General features: G+C 64.7%; 17 protein-coding genes. 2 read left to right on the forward strand and 15 right to left on the reverse strand.

From position 1 onward, the window contains the following. Positions 1-17 precede the first annotated feature (17 nt). Positions 18-998, forward strand: a complete 981-nt coding sequence (locus tag HMPREF3120_RS11235) for an HNH endonuclease signature motif containing protein (protein WP_070453556.1) — start codon at positions 18-20, stop codon at positions 996-998. Between the two features lie 72 nt (positions 999-1,070). Here the strand turns inward: HMPREF3120_RS11235 and pdxY are convergent, their stop codons facing one another. The 11 genes from pdxY to HMPREF3120_RS11290 form a co-directional block, all read right to left on the reverse strand. Then, entirely contained in the window at positions 1,071-1,922 is an 852-nt protein-coding gene (pdxY, locus tag HMPREF3120_RS11240; RefSeq protein ID WP_070453559.1) for a pyridoxal kinase PdxY, read from the reverse strand. Between the two features lie 9 nt (positions 1,923-1,931). Then, positions 1,932-2,996 (reverse strand): 2,3-butanediol dehydrogenase, encoded by a 1,065-nt coding sequence (locus HMPREF3120_RS11245; protein WP_070453562.1) that lies wholly within the window; start codon positions 2,994-2,996, stop codon positions 1,932-1,934. Between the two features lie 30 nt (positions 2,997-3,026). Further along, positions 3,027-4,340, reverse strand: a complete 1,314-nt coding sequence (locus tag HMPREF3120_RS11250) for a hemolysin family protein (protein WP_070453566.1) — start codon at positions 4,338-4,340, stop codon at positions 3,027-3,029. After that, positions 4,337-4,903 (reverse strand): rRNA maturation RNase YbeY, encoded by a 567-nt coding sequence (gene ybeY / locus HMPREF3120_RS11255; RefSeq protein WP_070453569.1) that lies wholly within the window; start codon positions 4,901-4,903, stop codon positions 4,337-4,339. Before ybeY ends, HMPREF3120_RS11250 begins: the two co-directional genes overlap by 4 nt. Then, positions 4,900-5,922 carry a PhoH family protein gene (locus HMPREF3120_RS11260; protein ID WP_070453572.1) on the reverse strand — a complete coding sequence of 341 codons (1,023 nt, stop codon included), beginning with the start codon at positions 5,920-5,922 and terminating at the stop codon, positions 4,900-4,902. Before HMPREF3120_RS11260 ends, ybeY begins: the two co-directional genes overlap by 4 nt. Before the next feature lie 11 nt (positions 5,923-5,933). Then, entirely contained in the window at positions 5,934-6,644 is a 711-nt protein-coding gene (locus HMPREF3120_RS11265) for a 16S rRNA (uracil(1498)-N(3))-methyltransferase (protein ID WP_070453575.1), read from the reverse strand. Then, positions 6,641-7,774: a molecular chaperone DnaJ gene (dnaJ, locus tag HMPREF3120_RS11270; protein ID WP_070453577.1), complete on the reverse strand. Its 1,134-nt coding sequence runs from the start codon at positions 7,772-7,774 to the stop codon at positions 6,641-6,643. The genes HMPREF3120_RS11265 and dnaJ overlap by 4 nt, the downstream gene beginning before the upstream one ends. Before the next feature lie 10 nt (positions 7,775-7,784). Beyond that, positions 7,785-8,801, reverse strand: a complete 1,017-nt coding sequence (gene hrcA / locus HMPREF3120_RS11275; RefSeq protein ID WP_070421398.1) for a heat-inducible transcriptional repressor HrcA — start codon at positions 8,799-8,801, stop codon at positions 7,785-7,787. 7 nt (positions 8,802-8,808) lie between these two features. Next, the gene (hemW, locus tag HMPREF3120_RS11280; protein WP_210384521.1) at positions 8,809-9,927 is read right to left on the reverse strand and encodes a radical SAM family heme chaperone HemW; all 1,119 of its coding nucleotides are present in this window, start codon (positions 9,925-9,927) and stop codon (positions 8,809-8,811) included. A gap of 24 nt (positions 9,928-9,951) precedes the next feature. Further along, positions 9,952-10,620: a hypothetical protein gene (locus HMPREF3120_RS11285; RefSeq protein WP_070421344.1), complete on the reverse strand. Its 669-nt coding sequence runs from the start codon at positions 10,618-10,620 to the stop codon at positions 9,952-9,954. Positions 10,621-10,705: 85 nt separating this feature from the next. Further along, a complete protein-coding gene (locus HMPREF3120_RS11290; protein WP_083284912.1) occupies positions 10,706-12,544 on the reverse strand; it encodes an AMP-dependent synthetase/ligase in 1,839 nt (612 codons plus the stop codon). Between HMPREF3120_RS11290 and malQ the strand changes: the two genes are divergently transcribed. After that, a complete protein-coding gene (gene malQ, locus HMPREF3120_RS11295) occupies positions 12,543-14,681 on the forward strand; it encodes a 4-alpha-glucanotransferase (protein WP_371441211.1) in 2,139 nt (712 codons plus the stop codon). The two genes, HMPREF3120_RS11290 and malQ, sit on opposite strands and share 2 nt — an antisense overlap. Here the strand turns inward: malQ and HMPREF3120_RS11300 are convergent. The 4 genes from HMPREF3120_RS11300 to HMPREF3120_RS11315 are packed head-to-tail and all read right to left on the reverse strand — an operon-like array spanning position 14,678 to position 18,524. Continuing rightward, positions 14,678-14,950, reverse strand: coding sequence for a hypothetical protein (locus tag HMPREF3120_RS11300; RefSeq protein WP_070421342.1), 273 nt, complete (start codon positions 14,948-14,950; stop codon positions 14,678-14,680). The two genes, malQ and HMPREF3120_RS11300, sit on opposite strands and share 4 nt — an antisense overlap. Next, on the reverse strand, positions 14,951-15,967 hold the full coding sequence (locus HMPREF3120_RS11305; RefSeq protein WP_141739445.1) for a trypsin-like serine protease: 1,017 nt from the start codon (positions 15,965-15,967) through the stop codon (positions 14,951-14,953). A 30-nt stretch (positions 15,968-15,997) separates the two neighbouring features. Next, positions 15,998-17,959 (reverse strand): M3 family metallopeptidase, encoded by a 1,962-nt coding sequence (locus HMPREF3120_RS11310; RefSeq protein WP_070421340.1) that lies wholly within the window; start codon positions 17,957-17,959, stop codon positions 15,998-16,000. Positions 17,960-17,969: 10 nt separating this feature from the next. Next, complete coding sequence (locus HMPREF3120_RS11315; RefSeq protein ID WP_070453586.1) at positions 17,970-18,524, reverse strand: hypothetical protein; 555 nt, start codon at positions 18,522-18,524, stop codon at positions 17,970-17,972. Positions 18,525-18,545: the final 21 nt, after the last annotated feature.

Raw genomic sequence — 18,545 nt, forward strand, 5'->3', positions numbered from 1 at the left:
GCTCGCCGGGTTTTCTCGTGAGGCCGCAGTTGCCGCTGGCTTATCGACGACACGAGCGCGACCTCGCCCGCGTCTTCGATACGTACTATGGCCCGACCAAGTTCACGCGCAAGCAGGCTGATGCGCTGGCGTTGGCGGAGGGGTTGCCGATCGACCAGTTGGTGCTCATCGAGAAGAAGTTGGTTGTGGTGGGCTCGGCTGCTGAGCGGTGGCGCATCCGGTTGGATCTGGTGCGGCATCGTGGTTCGTTTCGCTCGTTGTCGAAGCGCATCAGCAGGCTTATCGACGTCCCCGTGACCGCCCCCAAACCCTCCTGCCGGTTCACGCGCTCGCGTGAGGGCATGCGTACCATGACGCTGACGTACAACGAGCGCGATCTGGCCGACTTGGAGCACACGCTGCGTTCCATGATCGATGAGGATCGGCCGGCTGCGGAGCAGATGGCCGGCTCACTGTTCCGCCTGTTGCGCGAGGGCGGCGGGGTGCCGCGCGCGGCGCTGCGGCCGATGATTTTGGTGCCGATCCAGGCCTACACCCGCATCATGGACGGCTGCGGCGACGACGTCGAACTTGTACTTACCGACGGCACCACGATGACCGGCGCCGAGTTTTTGACCCGCGAGTTCGGCGACGTGCTTGAAGTGGCCGCTTTCCACCCGCAGGCCGGCGCAGTGAACCTGTATCGGACGCAGCGGCTGGCGAATGGGAAGCAGCGGACGATGTCGAAGTTGATGTCGCCACGTTGCGCCTTCCCCGACTGCAGGCATTCCGCCGAAACCACCCAAACCCACCACATGCACGCCTGGAAACATGGCGGGATGACCAACATGGACAACCTGGCGCAACTGTGCGCCTACCACAACGGGGTCAACGACGACGACCGGTGGCGGGCGATCCGCGGGCACATCGACAACCCGAACGGGCGCATCTGCTGGATCGCACCCAACGGGACCGAAGTGCCCACCGTGACGGGGGCGATGGAGCTGCTGTTCGACTAATCGATTCACCCGGCCCCGAAAACGCGAAAAACCCGCCCGGGTGGGCGGGTGACGCGGTGTGCCTGAAACCGGTTAGAGGGCTTCGACCTCGAACTGGAGTTGCGGGTTGGCGTAAAACTCCTGGGCCTCGACCAACTGGAGCTCGTTCGCGTCGGCCTCGAAGGTCACGCGCAGCATGTCGTAGACCGAGGAGGCGGTCTTTGCCAACGCGTCCTTTGCGTCGTGGCTGCGCACGTAGTGGCCGGTAAACAGCGCTGCAGTAACATCGCCGGAGCCGTTGCGCTTAAACGGCAGGCGCGGGGTGCGCACGATCCACTTGCCGTTGTCGTCCACGGCGATCATCTCGATCGCATCCTCGGGCGTTTCGGGGCGCTCCACCGAAGTCACCAGCACGGTCGACGGGCCCATCTCACGGGCCGCGTCCACGGCGGCGAGGGTGGAGTCGAGGTCGGTGACGTCGCGCTCGGTGAGGTAGCCCAACTCGAACTGGTTCGGCGTAATGATGTCCGCCGCCGGCACGATCGTCGAGCGGAACAGCGGCGGGATCGTATCCGCCACGAAGCAGCCCGACTTCGCCGACCCCATCACCGGATCGCACGCATAGAGCGCATCCGGGTTTTCAGCCTTGATGTCGCGCACGGTGCTGACGATCACGTCGGCGATTTCCGGGGAGGCCTGGTAGCCGGTGAGGATGGCGTCGATAAGCGGGAACGCATTGCGGTCGCGGATGCCCTTGAGCACCGCCGCAACGTCGGCGGCCGGAATGATCGGCCCCTCCCACGCACCATAACCCGTGTGATTGGAGTAGTTCACCGTGTACACCGGCCACACCTCGTGGCCGATGCGCTGCAAAGGAAAGACCGCCGCCGAGTTGCCAACATGGCCAAACGCGACGGCGGACTGGATCGAGAGAATATTGCTCATAGGAGCATTTTAGAGCTCCGGCGACACCAGAATCTTCACTGCGGTCTCGTTGCGGTTAATCAGGGTGTCAAAGCCCTCGTCGACGACACCGTCGAAGCCGATCTTGCCGGTGATGAACGGCTTCAGATCAATCTTGCCGGACTCCACCAACTTGATGGTCTGCGGGTGATCGTGGGCGTAGCCGATGATGCCGCGGATGGTCAGTTCCTTCATCACGAGCGCGTGGATGTCCAGCTCGGCCTTCTTCGACCAGATGGACTCGACGACCAGGGTGCCCTTGAGCTTCAAGCAGTCGATCAGCTGGTCGAGCACAACGTTGACGGAGGTGCACTCGAATGCGACGTCGACGCCCTTGCCGTCGGTGATCTTTTCGATCTCTGCCTTGAGGTCGGTTGCGCTCGGGTCGATCGCGTAGTCGGCGACACCTGCGTCGAGCGCCTTCTGGCGACGCAGCTCGGAGAGCTCGGAGACGATAACCGTCAGGCCGTACGCCTTCGCTACAGCAGCGGTGAGCACACCGATCGGGCCGGCGCCACCAATGAGGGCGACGTCGCCTTCCTTCGCCTCAGACGCAACGAATGCGTGGTGGGCGACGGACAGCGGCTCGATGAGCGCAGCCTCGTCGAGCGGAACATCGTTGGAAATCGGGTGAACCCAGCGACGCTGCACAGCGATCTTCTCGGAGAGGCCGCCGCCACCACCTGCGAGGCCGATGAAGTTCACGTCCGGGTGGAGGTTGTACGGGCCCGGCTCCTTCGGGTCGACGTCGTCCGGCAGGACGTACGGCTCGACGACGACGTGCTGGCCGACCTCGAGGTCGTCGACACCCTCGCCGAGCGCCGAAACAACGCCGGAGAACTCGTGGCCGAGGGTGATCGGCGGCTCCTCACCGGTGATGGGGTGCGGATGGCCAGGCTTCGGGCAGAAGATCGGGCCTTCGAGGTACTCGTGCAGGTCAGTGCCGCAGATGCCGCACCAGGCGACGTCGATGAGCACCTCTCCCTTGCCTGCAACCGGGGCGTCGATTTCCTCGACGCGGATGTCCTTCTGGCCGTAGTAGCGAACTGCTCGCATGGTGGAACTCCTTTCGGTTGGTTACAGGTGCTACGATACCCCGTTTTCGGGTTCCTCGCCGACGGCGACGAGGACGGTGCGGGTCTTGATGCGTCCGCGTCGGTCGCGGCCGCCTTCTGCGGTGTAGCGGATGCCGTCGCGAAGAATGGAGGCGCCGGGAAGGGGCACGCGGCCGAGTTCGTACGACAGCAGGCCGGCGACGGTGTCCACATTGTCGACGACCTCCTCCGAGTACTCCAGCGTGTAGTCGAGGTGGTCGGCGAGGTAGTGCACGAGGTCGTCGAGAGGCAGGCGCGCTTGGACGCGGAAGACGCGCTCGTCGATTTCTTCGATGGGGGCTTCTTCATCCTCGTCGTATTCGTCGGTGATCTCGCCGACGATTTCTTCAAGAAGGTCTTCCATGGTGAGCAGGCCTGCGACGTTGCCGAACTCGTCGATAACCACCGCGATGTGGGTGTTCTGCTGCTGCATCGCGCGCAACAGCAGGTCGAGCGGCTTGGAGTCCGGGATGAACATCGGTTGGCGCATCAACTCGGTCAGTGGCGTGTTCGGGTCGACGGGCGCGCCGCGGTCGGTGAACATGTCTTTGAGGTAGGCGACACCGATGATTTCGTCGACGTTTTCGCCGATGACGGGCACGCGGGAGTGGCCGGAGCGCACCATGAGTGCGGTGGCTTGGCGGGCGAGTTTTTCGCCTTCGATCCACACCATTTCGGGTCGCGGAACCATGACTTGGCGTGCGGTGGTGGAGGCGAGGTCGAAGATGTTTTGGATCATGCGGCCTTCGGTGGTTTCCACCACGCCTTTTTCTTGGGCGACTTCGACCATTTCGCGCAGTTCGATTTCGGTGGCGTATGGCCCGTTGCGGAAGTCTTCGCCGGGATGGAACAGGTTGCCGATCCAGATGAGCAGTTTCGCCACTGGTCCGAGCACGGTGTGGAAGATGTGCAGGCCTTGGGCGGCTTTGAGCGAGATGGTGTACGGGTTACGTTTGCCGGCGGTGCGTGCGAACACGCCGATGATGGAAAATTGCAGCAGCGTCACGACGATTACCGCCACCGCAATCGCCCACGCATCTGACGCGATGACGTCCATGGCCAGCATCGCCGCCGAGACTGCCGCCATGACATCTAAGACGGTGCGCAGCAGCACGAGGGTGTTGATGTGATTCGCGCGATTATCGACGACGCGCAGCAACGCATCTGCACCCGGCGTCTCATCCTTGACCATGCCTTCCACGCGGGCACGCGAGATGGGTGCCAGGGCAGATTCGACGGAACCGAGCAGGCCGGAGAGCAGTAGCGCAACGACGGTGATCGTTGCGAAGGTGATGGTCAGTGTCACTCGGCGCCCTTCATCAGCTTGTCGAGCTCGTCGCGGTCAGCGGCGGACGGGAAGGCGTGTGGGCCGGTCGGCTTCGGCTGGTATGCCACCCCGCGACGGGCCAGGTCGTCGTACCAGTCGGCGAGGATCTCGTTTTGCAGCGCGAACATTTCCCGTTCGTCTTTCGGCTCGATGTGGTCGTAGCCGAGCAGGTGCAGCACGCCGTGGACGGTCAGCAGCGCCATTTCGTGGGCGAGGTCGTGGCCGGCCATCTCGGCCTGTTTGCGGTCGTAGGCCGGGCACAGGATGATGTCGCCGAGCATCGCAGGTCCCGGCATGTCGGCGTCGGGCCGTCCCCCACCCGGGGTGAGTTCGTCCATGGGGAAGCTCATCACGTCGGTGGGGCCGTCGAGGTCCATCCAGCGGACGTGGAGGTCGGCCATGGTGGCTTCGTCGACAAGCGTGATGGTTGCTTCGGTGTCGGGGTGGACGTCCATGGTGCGTAGGGCGTAGGAGGCGACGTCGATAAGCATTTGCTCGTTGACTTCCGCCTCGCCGGACTCGTTTAAGACTTCAATGCTCACTGCGCTGCCTCCGCTTCGCGCTCTGCTTCAATCTTCTGCTGCCGCTTTTCGTAGCGCAGCGCGTTCTGGGCATCGTGGTGGTCGTAGGCGGCCACGATGCGGGAAATCAGGTGGTGGCGCACAACGTCGTCGGCGCGCATCTCCTGGAACGAAATGTCCGGAATGTCGCTCAGGATGCGACGCGCCACACGCAGGCCCGAGACGGTGCCGCGCGGCAGATCCACCTGAGAGGTGTCACCCGTGACCACCATCTTCGAACCAAACCCGAGGCGGGTGAGGAACATCTTCATCTGGGCGCCGGTGGTGTTCTGGGCCTCGTCAAGGATGACGAACGCGTCCGACAGGGTGCGCCCGCGCATGTAGGCCAGGGGCGCGACCTCGATGATGCCGGCCTCGATGAGTTTCGGGATGGCCTCTGGGTCCATCATGTCGCGCAGCGAGTCGTACAGCGGGCGCAGGTACGGGTCGATCTTGTCGGAAAGCGTGCCGGGGAGGAAGCCGAGTTTCTCACCGGCCTCTACGGCGGGACGCGTCAGGATGATGCGTTTGACCTGCTTGTTCTGCAGTGCCTGTACCGCCTTCGCCACCGCAAGGTACGTCTTGCCGGAGCCGGCCGGACCGATGCCGAACGTGATGGTGTTGTCGTCGATCGCATCCACATAGCGGCGCTGACCGGCAGTCTTCGGGCGGATCACCTTGCCGCGCCGCGCAATGATTTCCTCGCCGAGGATGTCCGCGACCGAGCCGGGGGCTTCCATCTCCATGAGTTTCACCGCCTCCACGACGGTGTCAGGGCGAAGCGGCACGCCGCGTCGCGCCATGGACTCCAGCTCCTCCACCACGCGCAGCGCGTGCGCCACGTGGGCGGCCGTGCCGCGCACCGACAAGGTGGTGCCGCGGGCGTGGAAACTCACGTCCAGATAGCGGTCCAGCAGTTGGAGGTTGTTGTCGTTGATGCCGAGAACGGATTGTGCGTACGCCGAGTCGAGTTCGACCTTGCGCGTCACCATTTCTTCCATGTGCGTTTACCCTACCAGCGGTTTGTCAGCGCGCCGATCGCGCTGAGCGCCGCGAACGCTGCTGTTGCGGTGCGCAGGACTTCGGGGCCGAGTTTCACGGCGTCCGCGCCGAGCAGTTCGAGTTCGTCTTGCCCGATGCCGCCTTCGGGGCCAACGATAAGCCAGATGTCCTCGCCGAAGTCCACCTCACGCAGCGGCACGGTGGCGTCCTCATGCAACACGAGCGCGTGACGCTCGTCCCTCGCATCACGCAGTATTTCGGACAACTGGTTCGTGGTCACCGGCTCGTGGATCTCGGGCACCCACGCGCGGCGCGCCTGCTTCGCGCTCGCCAGCGCTTGCGAGCGCCACTTTTCCACCTGTTTTGCCTGCTTGTTCGCCGGCCAGCGCGCAATGGTGCGGTGCGAAATCCACGGCACGATCGCATCCGCGCCGCCTTGGACAGCGAGGTCGACGGCAAGTTCCGCACGCTCGCTTTTCGGGATCGCCTGCACAACCGTCACGCGCGGTGTGGGACGCTCCACGAACTCATGCCTGTCGACGACCCCCTCAACCCTTGAGGCATCCACCCGCGTGACGGTGACTTCGGCGCGGTTGCCGGCGCCGTCGAAAAGCATGATGCGCTCCCCCGGCTGGATTCGCTTGACGTGGGCGTGTTTTGCCTCGGGGCCTTCGATGATGCCGGAGGTGGGGTCGTCGCTAAGAAAATAGGGCAGGCTCATCGGCGGAAACGATCACGCATCCGGGAGAAGAAACCATCGCCGTGCTCGCCGCCCTCCGAGTGGACCTTAGGGTCCTCCGGGTGGCCGGCGCGCAGGTCCTCGAGTGCGGCGCGCTCCTCGTTGGACAGGGCGGTGGGCACAGTCACCTCGATGTGCGCGATCATGTCGCCGGCGCCCTCCTGGCGCAGGCGCGGCATGCCCTCACCGGACAGGACAACGCGGTCGTCCGGCTGGGTGCCTGCGGGCACCTCGATGCGGGTCTCATCGCCCGTGAGGTTCTCCACGGTGAGCTCGGTGCCCAGCGCCGCGTCATACATGGGCACAGTCAGGCGCAGGTGCAGATCGTTGTTGTCGCGCACGAACACCGGGTGCGGCTCGACGTGCACCTCGACGTACAGGTCGCCGGCGGGACCGCCGCCGTGGCCGACCTCGCCCTGGTCCGCCATGCGGATGCGCATGCCGTTATTAATGCCGGCCGGGATGTTGACCACCAGGTCGCGGGTGGCGCGCACGCGGCCGTCGCCAGCACACTGGGCGCACGGGTCGGTGATCACTTCGCCGAAGCCATGGCACTTGTGGCACTCGCGGGTGGTCATCACATTGCCCAGGAAAGACTGCTGCATCTCCTGGACCGCGCCGTGGCCCTGGCATACGTCACAGGTAACCGGCTTAGCCCCTGACTTGGAGCCGGAGCCGTGGCACTTGTCGCACAGCACCGCGGTATCCACGGTGACGTCCTGCTTCACGCCCGTGAACGCCTCTGCGAGCGTGATCGAGGTGCGCAGCAGCGCGTCGTTGCCCGGCTGCACGCGCGAGCGCGGCTGGCGAGCACCACCGCCACCGCCGAAGAATGCCTCGAAGATGTCGCCGAGGCCACCTCCGCCAAAACCGGCGCCGCCCATGCCGCCGCCGGCCTCCATCGGGTCGCCGCCGCGGTCCACGATGGAACGCTTCTGCGGATCCAGCAGCACCTCTTGCGCTGCCGCGATCTCCGCGAACTTCTCGGCAGCTTCCTCGGACGGGTTCACGTCCGGGTGGTATTTGCGTGCGAGCTTGCGGTACGCCCGCTTAATTTCCTGCTCGGTGGCGTCCTTGTCCACGCCGAGGATGCCGTAGTAATCGCGAGCCATATCTTCCCTTCTATTCACCCCGCAGTGTGCGGCTGATGTAACGAGCCACGGTGGCAACCTTCTGCATGGTACCGGGGTAGTCCATGTGGGTTGGACCGACTACCCCGAGGCCGCCGAGTGCTGCATCGCCTGCCCCGTACGCTGTTGTAACAATTGAGGCGCTGGATAATTCCTCGTCTTCGTTTTCGCGGCCGATGCGCACGGAGACACGTTCGAGTTCTTGGGCGCCGGCGAGCAGTTTCAGTACGACAACTTGCTGCTCGAGGGCGTCGATGACGTCCTGGAGGCCGCCGGAGGGCACGAGCAGGTTTGAGGAGCCTGCGATGATGAGGCGGTCGGGGGCGGCGTCGACAAGTGTGGTGATGAGCACTTCGGCGGCGCGCGTGGTGGGTTCGGTCAGGTGCGGCGGGGCGCTGACCGCCACGCCGGCGAGTGAGGCGGAGGCGTCGCGCATGTTCTTGCCCACAAGTGCGTCGTTGAGGATGTCGCGAAGGATGCGCACGCCGTCGTCGCCAATTGGCGCGGCGAGATCAACGTTGCGTTGGTCGACGCGGCCGGCGTCGGTGATGAGCACGAGCAGCAGGCGCGTTGGTGTGAGTTCGACAACCTCACAGTGTTTCACGCGCGAGGCGGACAGGTTCGGCAGTTGCACCACGGCGGCTTGGTGGGTCAGTTGAGAGAGCAGTTGCACGGAGCGGCGTAGCACGTCTTCGAGGTCCACCCCGTCTTCGAGGAAGTCCAAAATCGCGTGGCGCTCGGCGGCGGACAGTGGTTTGACGTCGTGGAGCGCATCCACGAACTTGCGGTAGCCGGCCTCGGTGGGGATGCGCCCGGACGAGGCGTGCGTCTGCGAGATGTAGCCCTGCTGCTCGAGCACCGCCATGTCGTTGCGGATCGTGGCCGACGACACCCCCATGTTGTGCCGTTCCACCAGCGCTTTGGAGCCGACGGGTTCTTGGCTGGCGATGTAGTCCGCCACGATCGCCCGCAGCACCTTTTGGCGCCGCTCGTCTGCTGCGCTCATGATCGCCTCCTTACTCGGCTGCCAGGATATCGGTGATGATGCCGTCTGCAAGCAGTCTGCCGGTATCAGTCACGCGCAAGCGCTCTCCCCGCTCTAGGAGCCCCGCGCGCACATGCTTATCGACGACCCCACGCGCCCGATCCCCAACCCACCCGGCCGGAATCCCCTCACGCAGGCGAAGCCCGAGCATGATCGCCTCCATGTGGGCTTCGTCTGCGGTGATGGTTTCGGTGTCCTGGATGGGCAGGGTGTCGTCGTGAAGCAGTTGCGCGTAGCGCTCGGGTCGCTTGACGTTAAAGAAGCGCTCGCCGTCGACGAAGCTGTGCGCGCCGGGGCCTGCGCCCCACCAATTCTGGTTGTGCCAGTAGATGAGGTTGTGGCGACACTCGCCGCCGGGTTTGGCCCAGTTGGAGACCTCGTACCAGTCGTATCCGTTGCCCTCCAGCGTTGCGGCGATGATCTCGTAGCGGTCCGCGTAGACGTCCTCTTGCGGTGCGGGCAGTTCGCCGCGGCGGATCTTGCGGGCCATGGCGGTGCCATCTTCCACGATGAGCGAATACGCGCTGACGTGGTCGACGCCGGTTGCAAGGATGGCATCCAGGGTGCGGCGCACATCATCGTCGGTTTCGGTGGGCGTGCCGTAGATCATGTCCAGGTTCACGTGCTCGAACCCGGCCGAAAGTGCCTCGCGGGCGGCGGCGACGGCGCGGCCCGGGGTGTGCTGGCGGTCTAGGACTTTCAACACCGGCGTGGAGGCGGACTGCATGCCAAGCGAGACGCGGGTAAACCCGGCATCCAGCAGGCCCGCGAAGTAGTCGGGGCTGGTGGATTCAGGGTTGGACTCGGTGGTGATCTCCGCGCCCGCCGCGATACCGAAGGTGTTGCGGATGACGCCCAGGATGCGGCCGAGGCCTTGCGCGCCGAGCAGGCTCGGGGTGCCACCGCCGATAAACACGGTTTGGGCTTCCGGCAGGCCGCGGGCGGCGGCGAGCTCGAGTTCGCGCTCCAGCGCGTCGAGGTACTGCGCGTGCGAGGAATCCACCTCGGTGGGCGTGTACGTGTTGAAGTCGCAGTAGCCACAGCGCGTCGCACAAAACGGCACGTGGATGTACACGCCGAAGGAATCCATCACGGAACCCACCACGGATCCCACCTAAGCCCCGCGCAGGGAACGCTTCGCCGCCACCTTCGCCACAATGCGGTCGATGCGGGCGCGCTCCTCCAAAAACTCCGGCGGGTTGGATCCGCGCATCGTGCGCACGAACGCCGGGTGGTCCAAGCAGACGGTTTCGACCCAGCCGATCACAGCTTCCTCGACGATCTCGCCGACGCGTGCGTACAGGTGCGGAAGCGACACCACGCCGAGTTCGCGGGCGACCATGTCGGTCTGCTCCAGTGTGAACGAGACGATCTCCTCCAAGTGCTGCACCACCAGTTCGGTGCGGCCGACGAGTGCGTCGTGCATCGTCTGCACCGAAAATGGTGCTTGCAGCGGGAAGAGGTCTTTGAGGCCGGCGGCGTCGAGAAGTTCAGGCTGCGGGATGCGCTCCTCTGGGCGCACCCCCACCGACAGGTAGCCGGCGGCGCGGCCCGAGGTCAGCGCTTGGCGCAGGCCGATTAACTCGGCGACGATGCGGCGGGCGTCCTGGCGGGCGTCGTCGACAATCTCCTCGAACTCTGCCAGGCAATCTTCGGTGAGCTCACCGTCATAGTCCGCAATCGACTCGGCGACGTGCTCGATGTACTCCGCAACCTCGTCGCCGATGTTGTAAATCTCCTGGGTAAGTTCACGGTGACGCAGCACGGCTGCAGTTTTGTGCACGGCGTGAACCCCCTTAAAACGGACTGTGGAAGTGACAAAATGGGATGCTATGCCACAGCGTGAGCCGATGAGGGTAGGCGCGCCGTTAACGCTGATACAGCTTGTCGATGTCCTCCTGGAAACGCTGGAACACCACATTGCGCTTCACCTTCATCGTCGGCGTCATCTCGTCGTGCTGCTCCGACAAGTCGCGGTCGAGGATGCGGAACTTCTTAATCGCCTCCGCGCGCGAGACGGTCGCGTTGGCCATGTTCACCGCGTCTTGCACCTCGGCGCGCAACGCCGGGTCCTGCGCCAGATCCGACACCTTCTTGTTCGCCGGGATGTTGTGGTTCGCCTTCCAGCGCTTCAGTTCCTCCTCGTCGAGGGTGACCAGCACGCCGACGAACGGTTTACCGTCGCCGACCACCAACGCGTTAGAGATCAGCGGGTGCTGGCGGATGATCTCCTCCATCGGTCCCGGGGAGATGTTCTTGCCGCCGGCGGTGACGATGAGGTCCTTCTTGCGGCCGGTGATGGACACGAAGCCGTCCTCGTCGACCTCGCCAAGATCGCCGGTGTTGAACCAGCCGTCCGTGAGCGCTTCCTCGGTCGCGGCCGGGTTGCGCCAGTACTTGGAGAACACGCCGGGGCCTTTAAATTCGATCTCGCCGTCGTCGTTAATCCGCACCGAATAGCCGTTGACAGGACGCCCGACGGTGCCGATCTTGTTGCTGTGCGCGTTGTTCACACACGCCGCAGCGCACGTTTCGGTCAGGCCGTAGCCTTCGTAGACCGGCACGCCCATGCCGCGGAAGAAGTGCGACAGGTCCGAGCTCATCGCCGACCCGCCGGTGATGCCGTACCAGACGGAACCACCCATGGCCTCCTTGATCTTGGCGTAGACCAGTTTGTCGTAGAGCTTCACCTTCGCCTTTTGCACGCGCGACGGGCCGTCCGGCGTATCCAGCGCCTTGGAGTACTCAATCGCGGCCTTTTCAGCTTCGAGGAAGATGCGCTTGCCCACCGCAGACCCGTCGGCGGCCTTGTTGTACGCACCCTCGCGCACCTTTTCAAACACGCGCGGCACGCCGATGACCAGGTTGGGGCGTGCGCGCTGCAGCTCCACGGTCAACGTCGAAGTATCCGACCAGTGCGACTGTGTTGCGCCCGAGATCGTCCACGCCAGCGCCACAGCGCGCGCGAGCACGTGCGCCAGCGGCAAAAACGTCACCATGCGCTGGCCCGGGAAGGACACGGAGCCGATCTCGTTTTCCAGCAGCGCCCACGCCTGGTACGCCCAGTTGCCGTGGGTGATCTCCACACCTTTGGGGCGGCCGGTGGTGCCGGAGGTGTACACGATGGAGCCCAGATCGGGGTGGCGGGTGGCGGCCACGCGCTCGTCGATAAGCGACTGCTCCACCTCGCGGCCCTCAAACTTGATCTGCTCCACGGCGGCCGAGTTGAACTCGTAGATGCGCTGCAACTGCGAGGTCGAGTCGGCCATGCGCGGGGTGCCGTCCTCGCCGAGGAGGAACGGGCTCATGAGCATCGTGTGGTCGCGCGTTTCCGTGAACGCGATTTTCGCGCCGGAGTCCTCGAGGATCCACTGGATTTGGTGCATCGAGGACGACGGGTAGATTGGCACGGATGCGGCGCCGGCGGCCCAGATGGCAAAGTCGAGCAGCGCCCACTCGTAGCGCGTGCTGGACAGGATGGCCACGCGATCGCCGGGTTCGATACCTGCGGCAATCAGCCCCTTGGCCACGTCGTAGACTTCTTGCAGGAACTCCCCTGCCGTGACCGAGACCCATTCGTAGTTGCGGGGGCGCGAAAACAGCACGAGGTGCGGGTGCTTCTCGCACATTTCGATGAGTCGGCTCAGGCACGTTTCCGTGTCGTTGAGGGTGAATCCAAGTTCCGTCGTGTGAGAAGTCGATGGCATGGTGCCCAACATTACCGACGTTTTGGCAGAATGCGGAAGCGTGACCAACGTGGAACTGCTGCACGCCCTTGCCGAGTCCTATGGCTTCGGCACCTCCTACCGCGCGACTGACGGGAAGATGGTGTCGCCGCCGCCGGCGTCGTTTGTTGCGTTGTTGCGGGCGTTGGGGCTTTCGCTTGACGACGACCCCACCGACGAGGAACTCCACTTCCACCTCGACGCCCGGCGCGAACACTGGGCCACGCGCCCGTTGCCGCCGACGGTGGTGGCCACGGAGGGCCGCGAGCAGCATTTCAACGTGCACGTCCACGACGGGCACCCGGCGCATTGTTGGATCCGGCTGGAGGATGGTTCCTCGCGGGAGTGCTACCAGGATGAGAATTGGGCGCCGCCGCATACGGCTTCGGACGGTGTGGTGTGGGGCGAGGCGACGTTCCATACGCCTGGGGATCTGCCGCCGGGCTGGCACGAGCTGCACTTGGAGTCGGACAATTTTGATGCGGTATGCACGTTGCTCGTGGTGCCCGATTGCTTGTCGACGAACTCCCGAGTCGTCCAGCACCCCGTCTGGGGCGTGATGGCGCAGTTGTATTCGGTGCGCTCGGCTGCCTCGTGGGGGTTGGGCGATTTTGGGGATCTGGCGTTGCTCGCGGAGACGGTCGCCGCGCAGGGGGCCGATTATTTGCTGATCAATCCGGTGCACGCCGCCCAGCCGGTGCCGCCGGTGGAGGATTCGCCATATTTGCCCACCTCGCGCCGGTTTATCAACCCGCTCTACATCGCGGTGGAGCAGGTGCCGGAGTTCGAGCTGGTGGACGACAATCTTCGTGCGGCGATCGCCGAGTTGGCCGCGCCGCTGAAGGACCTGAACACTTCGCCAGCGCCGCTGGATCGCAACCGTGTGTTCGCCGCGAAGTTGGCGGCGCTGCGCGAGCTGTTCTGGGCCTCGCAGGCCGATGCCGCGCGCACCCACGACTTTGAGCTGTTCTGTCTGGACGAGGGCGAGGGCCTGCGCGAGTTTGCCACCTGGTGTGCTGCGCAGGCCGCCGAGTCGGAGCATCACCCGGAGCATCGCTCGCGGCACGCCGGCGGCGACATCGAGGACCTCGTGCAGTTCTATATGTGGCTGCAGTTCATCGCCGACGAGCAGCTGCGCCTCGCCCAGGAGCGTGCGAAGGCGGCCGGGATGTCGATCGGCATCATGACGGACCTTGCGGTGGGCATCCACCCTGGCGGCGCGGACGCGGCGACACTGCGCGAGGTGCTCGTGCCCGATGCGTCGGTGGGAGCTCCCCCGGACCAGTACTCGCAAAAAGGCCAAGACTGGTCGCAGCCGCCGTGGAACCCGCAGCAACTCGCCGAGTCCGGCTACGGGCCGTGGCGCGACCTGCTGCGCACAGCGCTGCGCCACAGTGGCGGCATCCGCGTCGACCACGTGCTCGGACTGTTCCGCCTGTTTTGGGTGCCACGCGCCGGCACACCCGCTGGCGGGGTGTACATGAACTACGACTTTGAGGCCATGGTGGGCACCCTCGTGTTGGAGGCGCAGCGCGCCGGGGCAGTCGTCGTCGGCGAGGACTTAGGCACGTTCGAGCCGTGGGTGCAGGACTTCCTTCGCGACAAGGGCATTTTGGGCACCTCGGTGCTGTGGTTCGAATCCATCCCGCCGGGCGTGCCGCGCCCCTCGCAGCAGTACCGCCACCTGGCGCTTACGGCTGTGGGCACGCACGACCTGCCGCCCACCGCTGGCTACCTCAAGGGTGCACACAACGAATTGCGCCATGAGCTCGGGCTTGTCGACGACCCCGTGGAGCACCTCAACGCCACCGACCGCATCTGGATCGACCAGGTGCTTGGCCTCGCGCGGGAGGAAGGTGCGCTTACCGGCGACGACGAAAAGGCACTGATCACGGGACTGACTCGCTTCGTCGCCTCCACCCCATCGGCGATGACGTGTACGAACCTGGTGGACATGGTTGGCGACGAGCGCATTCAAAACCAGCCCGGCACCAACGGCGAGCAGTACACCAACTGGCGCATGCCGCTTTGCGACGCCACCGGCACCCCCGTGCTCATCGAACACCTACCGGAGATGGAGTTGTTTAAGGCGGTGGCGGAGGCGTCGATACGCAACTAAAGCGCGCCGATCACCGCAGCAACAATGACAAGAGCGATGAGCACCCACATTGCTTGGGTCACCCGCGACTGCGGGTACTTACGCTGCGGCTTGGGCAGCTGTTGATCCTGCTTGCGCAGCTCTTCAGGGTTGGCCATGGTGCCCAAGCCTAGACCGAGCCGGTCGACGACCCAAAGCAGCACATAGGACACCGCCGCGCACGCCGGCAGCGCCAGCACCACAATCAGCGGCACCTGCAACCACGGGCTCAACCCCATTAACCAGCCCATTTAGACCGCTTTCAACGCCATCATCACGATCGGGCTCACCGCGGCAACAACCACCAAAATGCCGATAATGATCCCGATAACTTGCGACGCCGACGGGCCCGACGGCGCCTGCTCCGCCGCCTTCTGCCTTGGTGCCACCGTCGGCACACTCGTCGGCGTCGCGGCACCAGACTCAAACGTCGCCTGCGCAGGCGTCCTTCGCGGCACCAAGGTCGGCGTCAACGTGATCGTGCCACCCGGCGGGTTGGTGATCGTCGTGGAGTAGCGCAGCGAATACTGGTACTCCAAAAAGTCGTCGACCTGCTCCTCCCCGTACACCGGGCCACTGTCGAGCGAACTGGCGCGCTGGAACCCAATCAACTGATGGTTATCCTCGCCCGCGACATAGTTCGCGCCCGAGATCACCCCCACCAGGCCGCGGCCCGGGATGTACACCGGCCCACCGGAGTCACCTGGCACCGGCATCTTCGGCGCGTCGAAGTACGTGGTGTTTTCAACCGTGCCGACGAACTTGCCGCACGTCGAGGCATCCGAGCGCCCATGGGTGGAGTACCCGCGGAAGCAGATCGTGTCGGTGCTGCTGATCTTTTCCACCGGTATAACCGTCCCGCCATACGGGTTGCCGCCAACACGAACGTCTTCGAACCAGTAGATCACCGCCCAGTCGTTGGCGGACGTCTTCGGCGAATACGCCCGCGCGGGGAAGATCAACCCTGCGGGCTCGTCGATTTGTTTGCCGGCGCTATCTGCAAGGTAGACCAGCGCGCCCTGGGGGAAGTACTGCTCGTTTTGCACCACGCAGTGGGCGGCGGTGTAACTGCGGCGGTGCTCGACGTCGTTGAAGCCAAGCGTGCAGGCGGTGAGGCGGTTAGAGCCTAAATTATCGACGAAAATCCGCCCACCCTGCGCTGCATTCAACGCAGGCGAAGCAGGCGCGACTGCAGGAACCACCGACGCCGCAAGCGTCGTGGCAACCACCGCAGCCGCGCACCAATGCTTCACACTTCCGCGGGACATGCCGCCAGCGTAGCGCAGGCCGTTAACCGGCTATGCCGATACGTCGGAGCCCGCCAGGCCGCGACGCTCCAGCAACGGACGCGTGTCCTTGTCGCGGCCACGGAACGCACGGTAGGCCTCGGCGTAGTCGCGCGAGGACCCCTTGGACAGGATGGTCTCGCGGAACTTCGCGCCGGTGTCGCGGTTGATGCCTTCCTGTTCGACCAACTGGTAGCCGTCGGCGTCGAGAGCTTCTGCCCACAGGTAGGAGTAGTAGCCCGCCGAGTAGCCGCCGGCGAAGATGTGGTTGAACCAGGTGGAGCGGTAGCGCGGCTCGAGCCCGTCGATGTCCAGGCCAACCTCGCGCAGGGCTTCTTCCTCGAAGGTTTGGATGTCGGACGGGGTGTCCTCGGTGATCGAGTGCCACGCCAGGTCGATCGCGCTGGCCGCGAGGTACTCGGCGGTGAGGAAGCCCTGGCCGAACTGACGCGAGGCCTTCAGTGCGGCGAGTTGCTCGTCGGAAATGACCTCGCCGGTGTCCACGTGGCGCGCGTAGTTGCGGGCGATCTCCGGGGCGAACGCGTAGTTCTCGTTGATTTGGGAGGGGAACTCCACCCAGTCGCGCGGCACGTTGGTGCCGGAGTTCGACGGGTAGCGCACGTCCGACAGCAGGCCGTGCAGCGCGTGGCCGAACTCGTGGAACAGGGTGGTCACTTCGTCGATAGTGAGCAGGTTCGAGGTGATCGACATGACGTTGACCACCACCGGTTTCGTGCCCGCCAGGTGCGACTGGTCCACAAAGGAGCTCATCCAGGCGCCGCCGCGTTTCGACGAACGCGCGTTGTAGTCCGTCAGCAACAGACCAATGCCTGTGCCGTCTTCCTCCTTGACCTCCCACACATCGACGTCGTCGCGGTAACCGTTGAGGTCCTCGCACTTTTCCACCGTGATGCCGTAGAGGAGGTTGGCGGCGTAGAACACGCCGTCGGTGAGCACCTGCTCGAGCGGGAAGTACTTGCGGATCTCCGCCTCGTCGATGCCCAGTTCCTGCTCGCGACGCTTCGCCTGCCAGTAGGGCCAGTCCGCGCCGTCGAGGTCTTCACCGGCGAGTTCGGAGGCGAGCTTGCGCTCCGCCTCGGCGTTCGCAGCGGCGGCAGGCGCCAGGTCCGCGATCAGTTGGCGGGCGGCGGCCGCGTTGCCTGCGGTCTCCTCGGCGATGACGTAGTCGGCGTGCGAATCGAAGCCGAGCAGCTTCGCACGCTCGAGGCGCAGCTTCACCGACTCGGCGACGATGTCGGCGTTGGTGTCGCGGCCGCGGGCGCGGGAGGCGTCGAAAAGCTTGTGGCGCGCGCCCGAGTTTTCGAGTTCGGCCTGCAGGGACTGGGTGGTCGGCAGTTCGATCGGCACGACGAAGCGCTCGCCGTCCTGGTAGGCCTCGATCTGTGCCTCGGATAGGCCCGCAAGTTCCTCGCGGGTCAGTTCCACGGCGAGTTTCTTCGTATCTGCCAGCAGGTTGCGGCCGAAAAGTTCGGAGAGTTCCGACAGGCGCTGGTTGATCTCCTGCAGGCGCGTCTTGCCGGCCGCATCCAGGTCGGCGCCGCGGCGTGCAAACCGGCGCTTGAGTTCGTCGTGAAGCCGCTGCGATTCCTCATCCTCCGGCGTCGTGACCTGCTGGATGCGGGAGTAGAGCTCGCTGTTTTGGTAGATCGAGTCCACGTGCGCGGACAACTTCGGCACTATCCGGTCGGCGACGGCGTCGAACTCGTCGGTGGAATCGGTGCCCTGCAGGTTGAAGAACCACGCCATGACACGGTCCAGGTCCGCACCGGCGAGCTCGAAGGCCTCGACGGTGTTCTCCCAGGTTGGGGTGTCTTGGGTGGTGATGTCCGCGATTTCCTGCACGTGGTTGACCAACGCCTGTTCAAAGGCGGGTTCCACATGCTCAAGCCGGATTGCGGCGAAGTCCGGCAGGTTGTAGGGCAACGTCGATGGCGCAAGCAAAGGATTTGTCATGCGCGACAGTCTAATAGCTCAAATTGCCCTTGAATGTGACGTTGCCAACAGTGAACTCGGCGTCCCACAGGTTGCCCTGCGCGACCTCGAAGGGGAACTTCGCGTTCGTGGTGGCACCCGGGCCGAGCGGCATATCGATGCCGACGACATCCACCTGGGCCTTCTCCGCATTGGAGATGTAGGAGGCGTCGGTGTGGGAGGAGCCGTCGGTGCTGTAGCGCAGTTCCGGTGTCAGCGCGTCGACAGGCAGTGGCGCGTCGGACGTGTTGGTCACCGCAATAACGCCCACGGTGCCCACGCCTGTCGACGACGTCCCCTGCCACTTGTACGACAACTCCATCGCCGGATCCTTGACGGACTTGCCGGTGAGCTCGTCGGTGACCTTCGGGTCGGTTTCCTCAACGTTGAAGGTGGGCTTGTCGTTGACCTTCGATTCGACGGATTCTTCGAGGTTCTGGCTGGTTTCGTCGCCAATCGGGTCTTCTTGTTGGTCCACGCAAGCTGCCAGCGGCATGGTCGTGGCCAGGATGACGGCGGCAAGCCGGGTGCTCGTGCGGATGGACATGTGCGCCTCGTTTTCTGTCGC

Source organism: Corynebacterium sp. HMSC11D10 (assembly GCF_001806995.1).
In the GTDB taxonomy this organism is placed as follows: Bacteria; Actinomycetota; Actinomycetes; order Mycobacteriales; family Mycobacteriaceae; genus Corynebacterium; species Corynebacterium coyleae.

What these genes read in the sequence shown, in the direction of transcription:
- pdxY (WP_070453559.1), bottom strand. Translation starts at nt 1,922, where the DNA reads ATGAGCAATATTCTCTCGATCCAGTCCGCCGTCGCGTTTGGCCATGTT.
- HMPREF3120_RS11245 (WP_070453562.1), bottom strand. Translation starts at nt 2,996, where the DNA reads ATGCGAGCAGTTCGCTACTACGGCCAGAAGGACATCCGCGTCGAGGAA.
- HMPREF3120_RS11260 (WP_070453572.1), bottom strand. Translation starts at nt 5,922, where the DNA reads ATGGAAGAAATGGTGACGCGCAAGGTCGAACTCGACTCGGCGTACGCA.
- HMPREF3120_RS11265 (WP_070453575.1), bottom strand. Translation starts at nt 6,644, where the DNA reads ATGAGCCTGCCCTATTTTCTTAGCGACGACCCCACCTCCGGCATCATC.
- dnaJ (WP_070453577.1), bottom strand. Translation starts at nt 7,774, where the DNA reads ATGGCTCGCGATTACTACGGCATCCTCGGCGTGGACAAGGACGCCACC.
- hemW (WP_210384521.1), bottom strand. Translation starts at nt 9,927, where the DNA reads ATGGATTCCTTCGGCGTGTACATCCACGTGCCGTTTTGTGCGACGCGC.
- malQ (WP_371441211.1), top strand. Translation starts at nt 12,543, where the DNA reads ATGGTGCCCAACATTACCGACGTTTTGGCAGAATGCGGAAGCGTGACC.
- HMPREF3120_RS11290 (WP_083284912.1), bottom strand. Translation starts at nt 12,544, where the DNA reads ATGCCATCGACTTCTCACACGACGGAACTTGGATTCACCCTCAACGAC.
- HMPREF3120_RS11300 (WP_070421342.1), bottom strand. Translation starts at nt 14,950, where the DNA reads ATGGGCTGGTTAATGGGGTTGAGCCCGTGGTTGCAGGTGCCGCTGATT.
- HMPREF3120_RS11305 (WP_141739445.1), bottom strand. Translation starts at nt 15,967, where the DNA reads ATGTCCCGCGGAAGTGTGAAGCATTGGTGCGCGGCTGCGGTGGTTGCC.
- HMPREF3120_RS11310 (WP_070421340.1), bottom strand. Translation starts at nt 17,959, where the DNA reads ATGACAAATCCTTTGCTTGCGCCATCGACGTTGCCCTACAACCTGCCG.
- HMPREF3120_RS11315 (WP_070453586.1), bottom strand. Translation starts at nt 18,524, where the DNA reads ATGTCCATCCGCACGAGCACCCGGCTTGCCGCCGTCATCCTGGCCACG.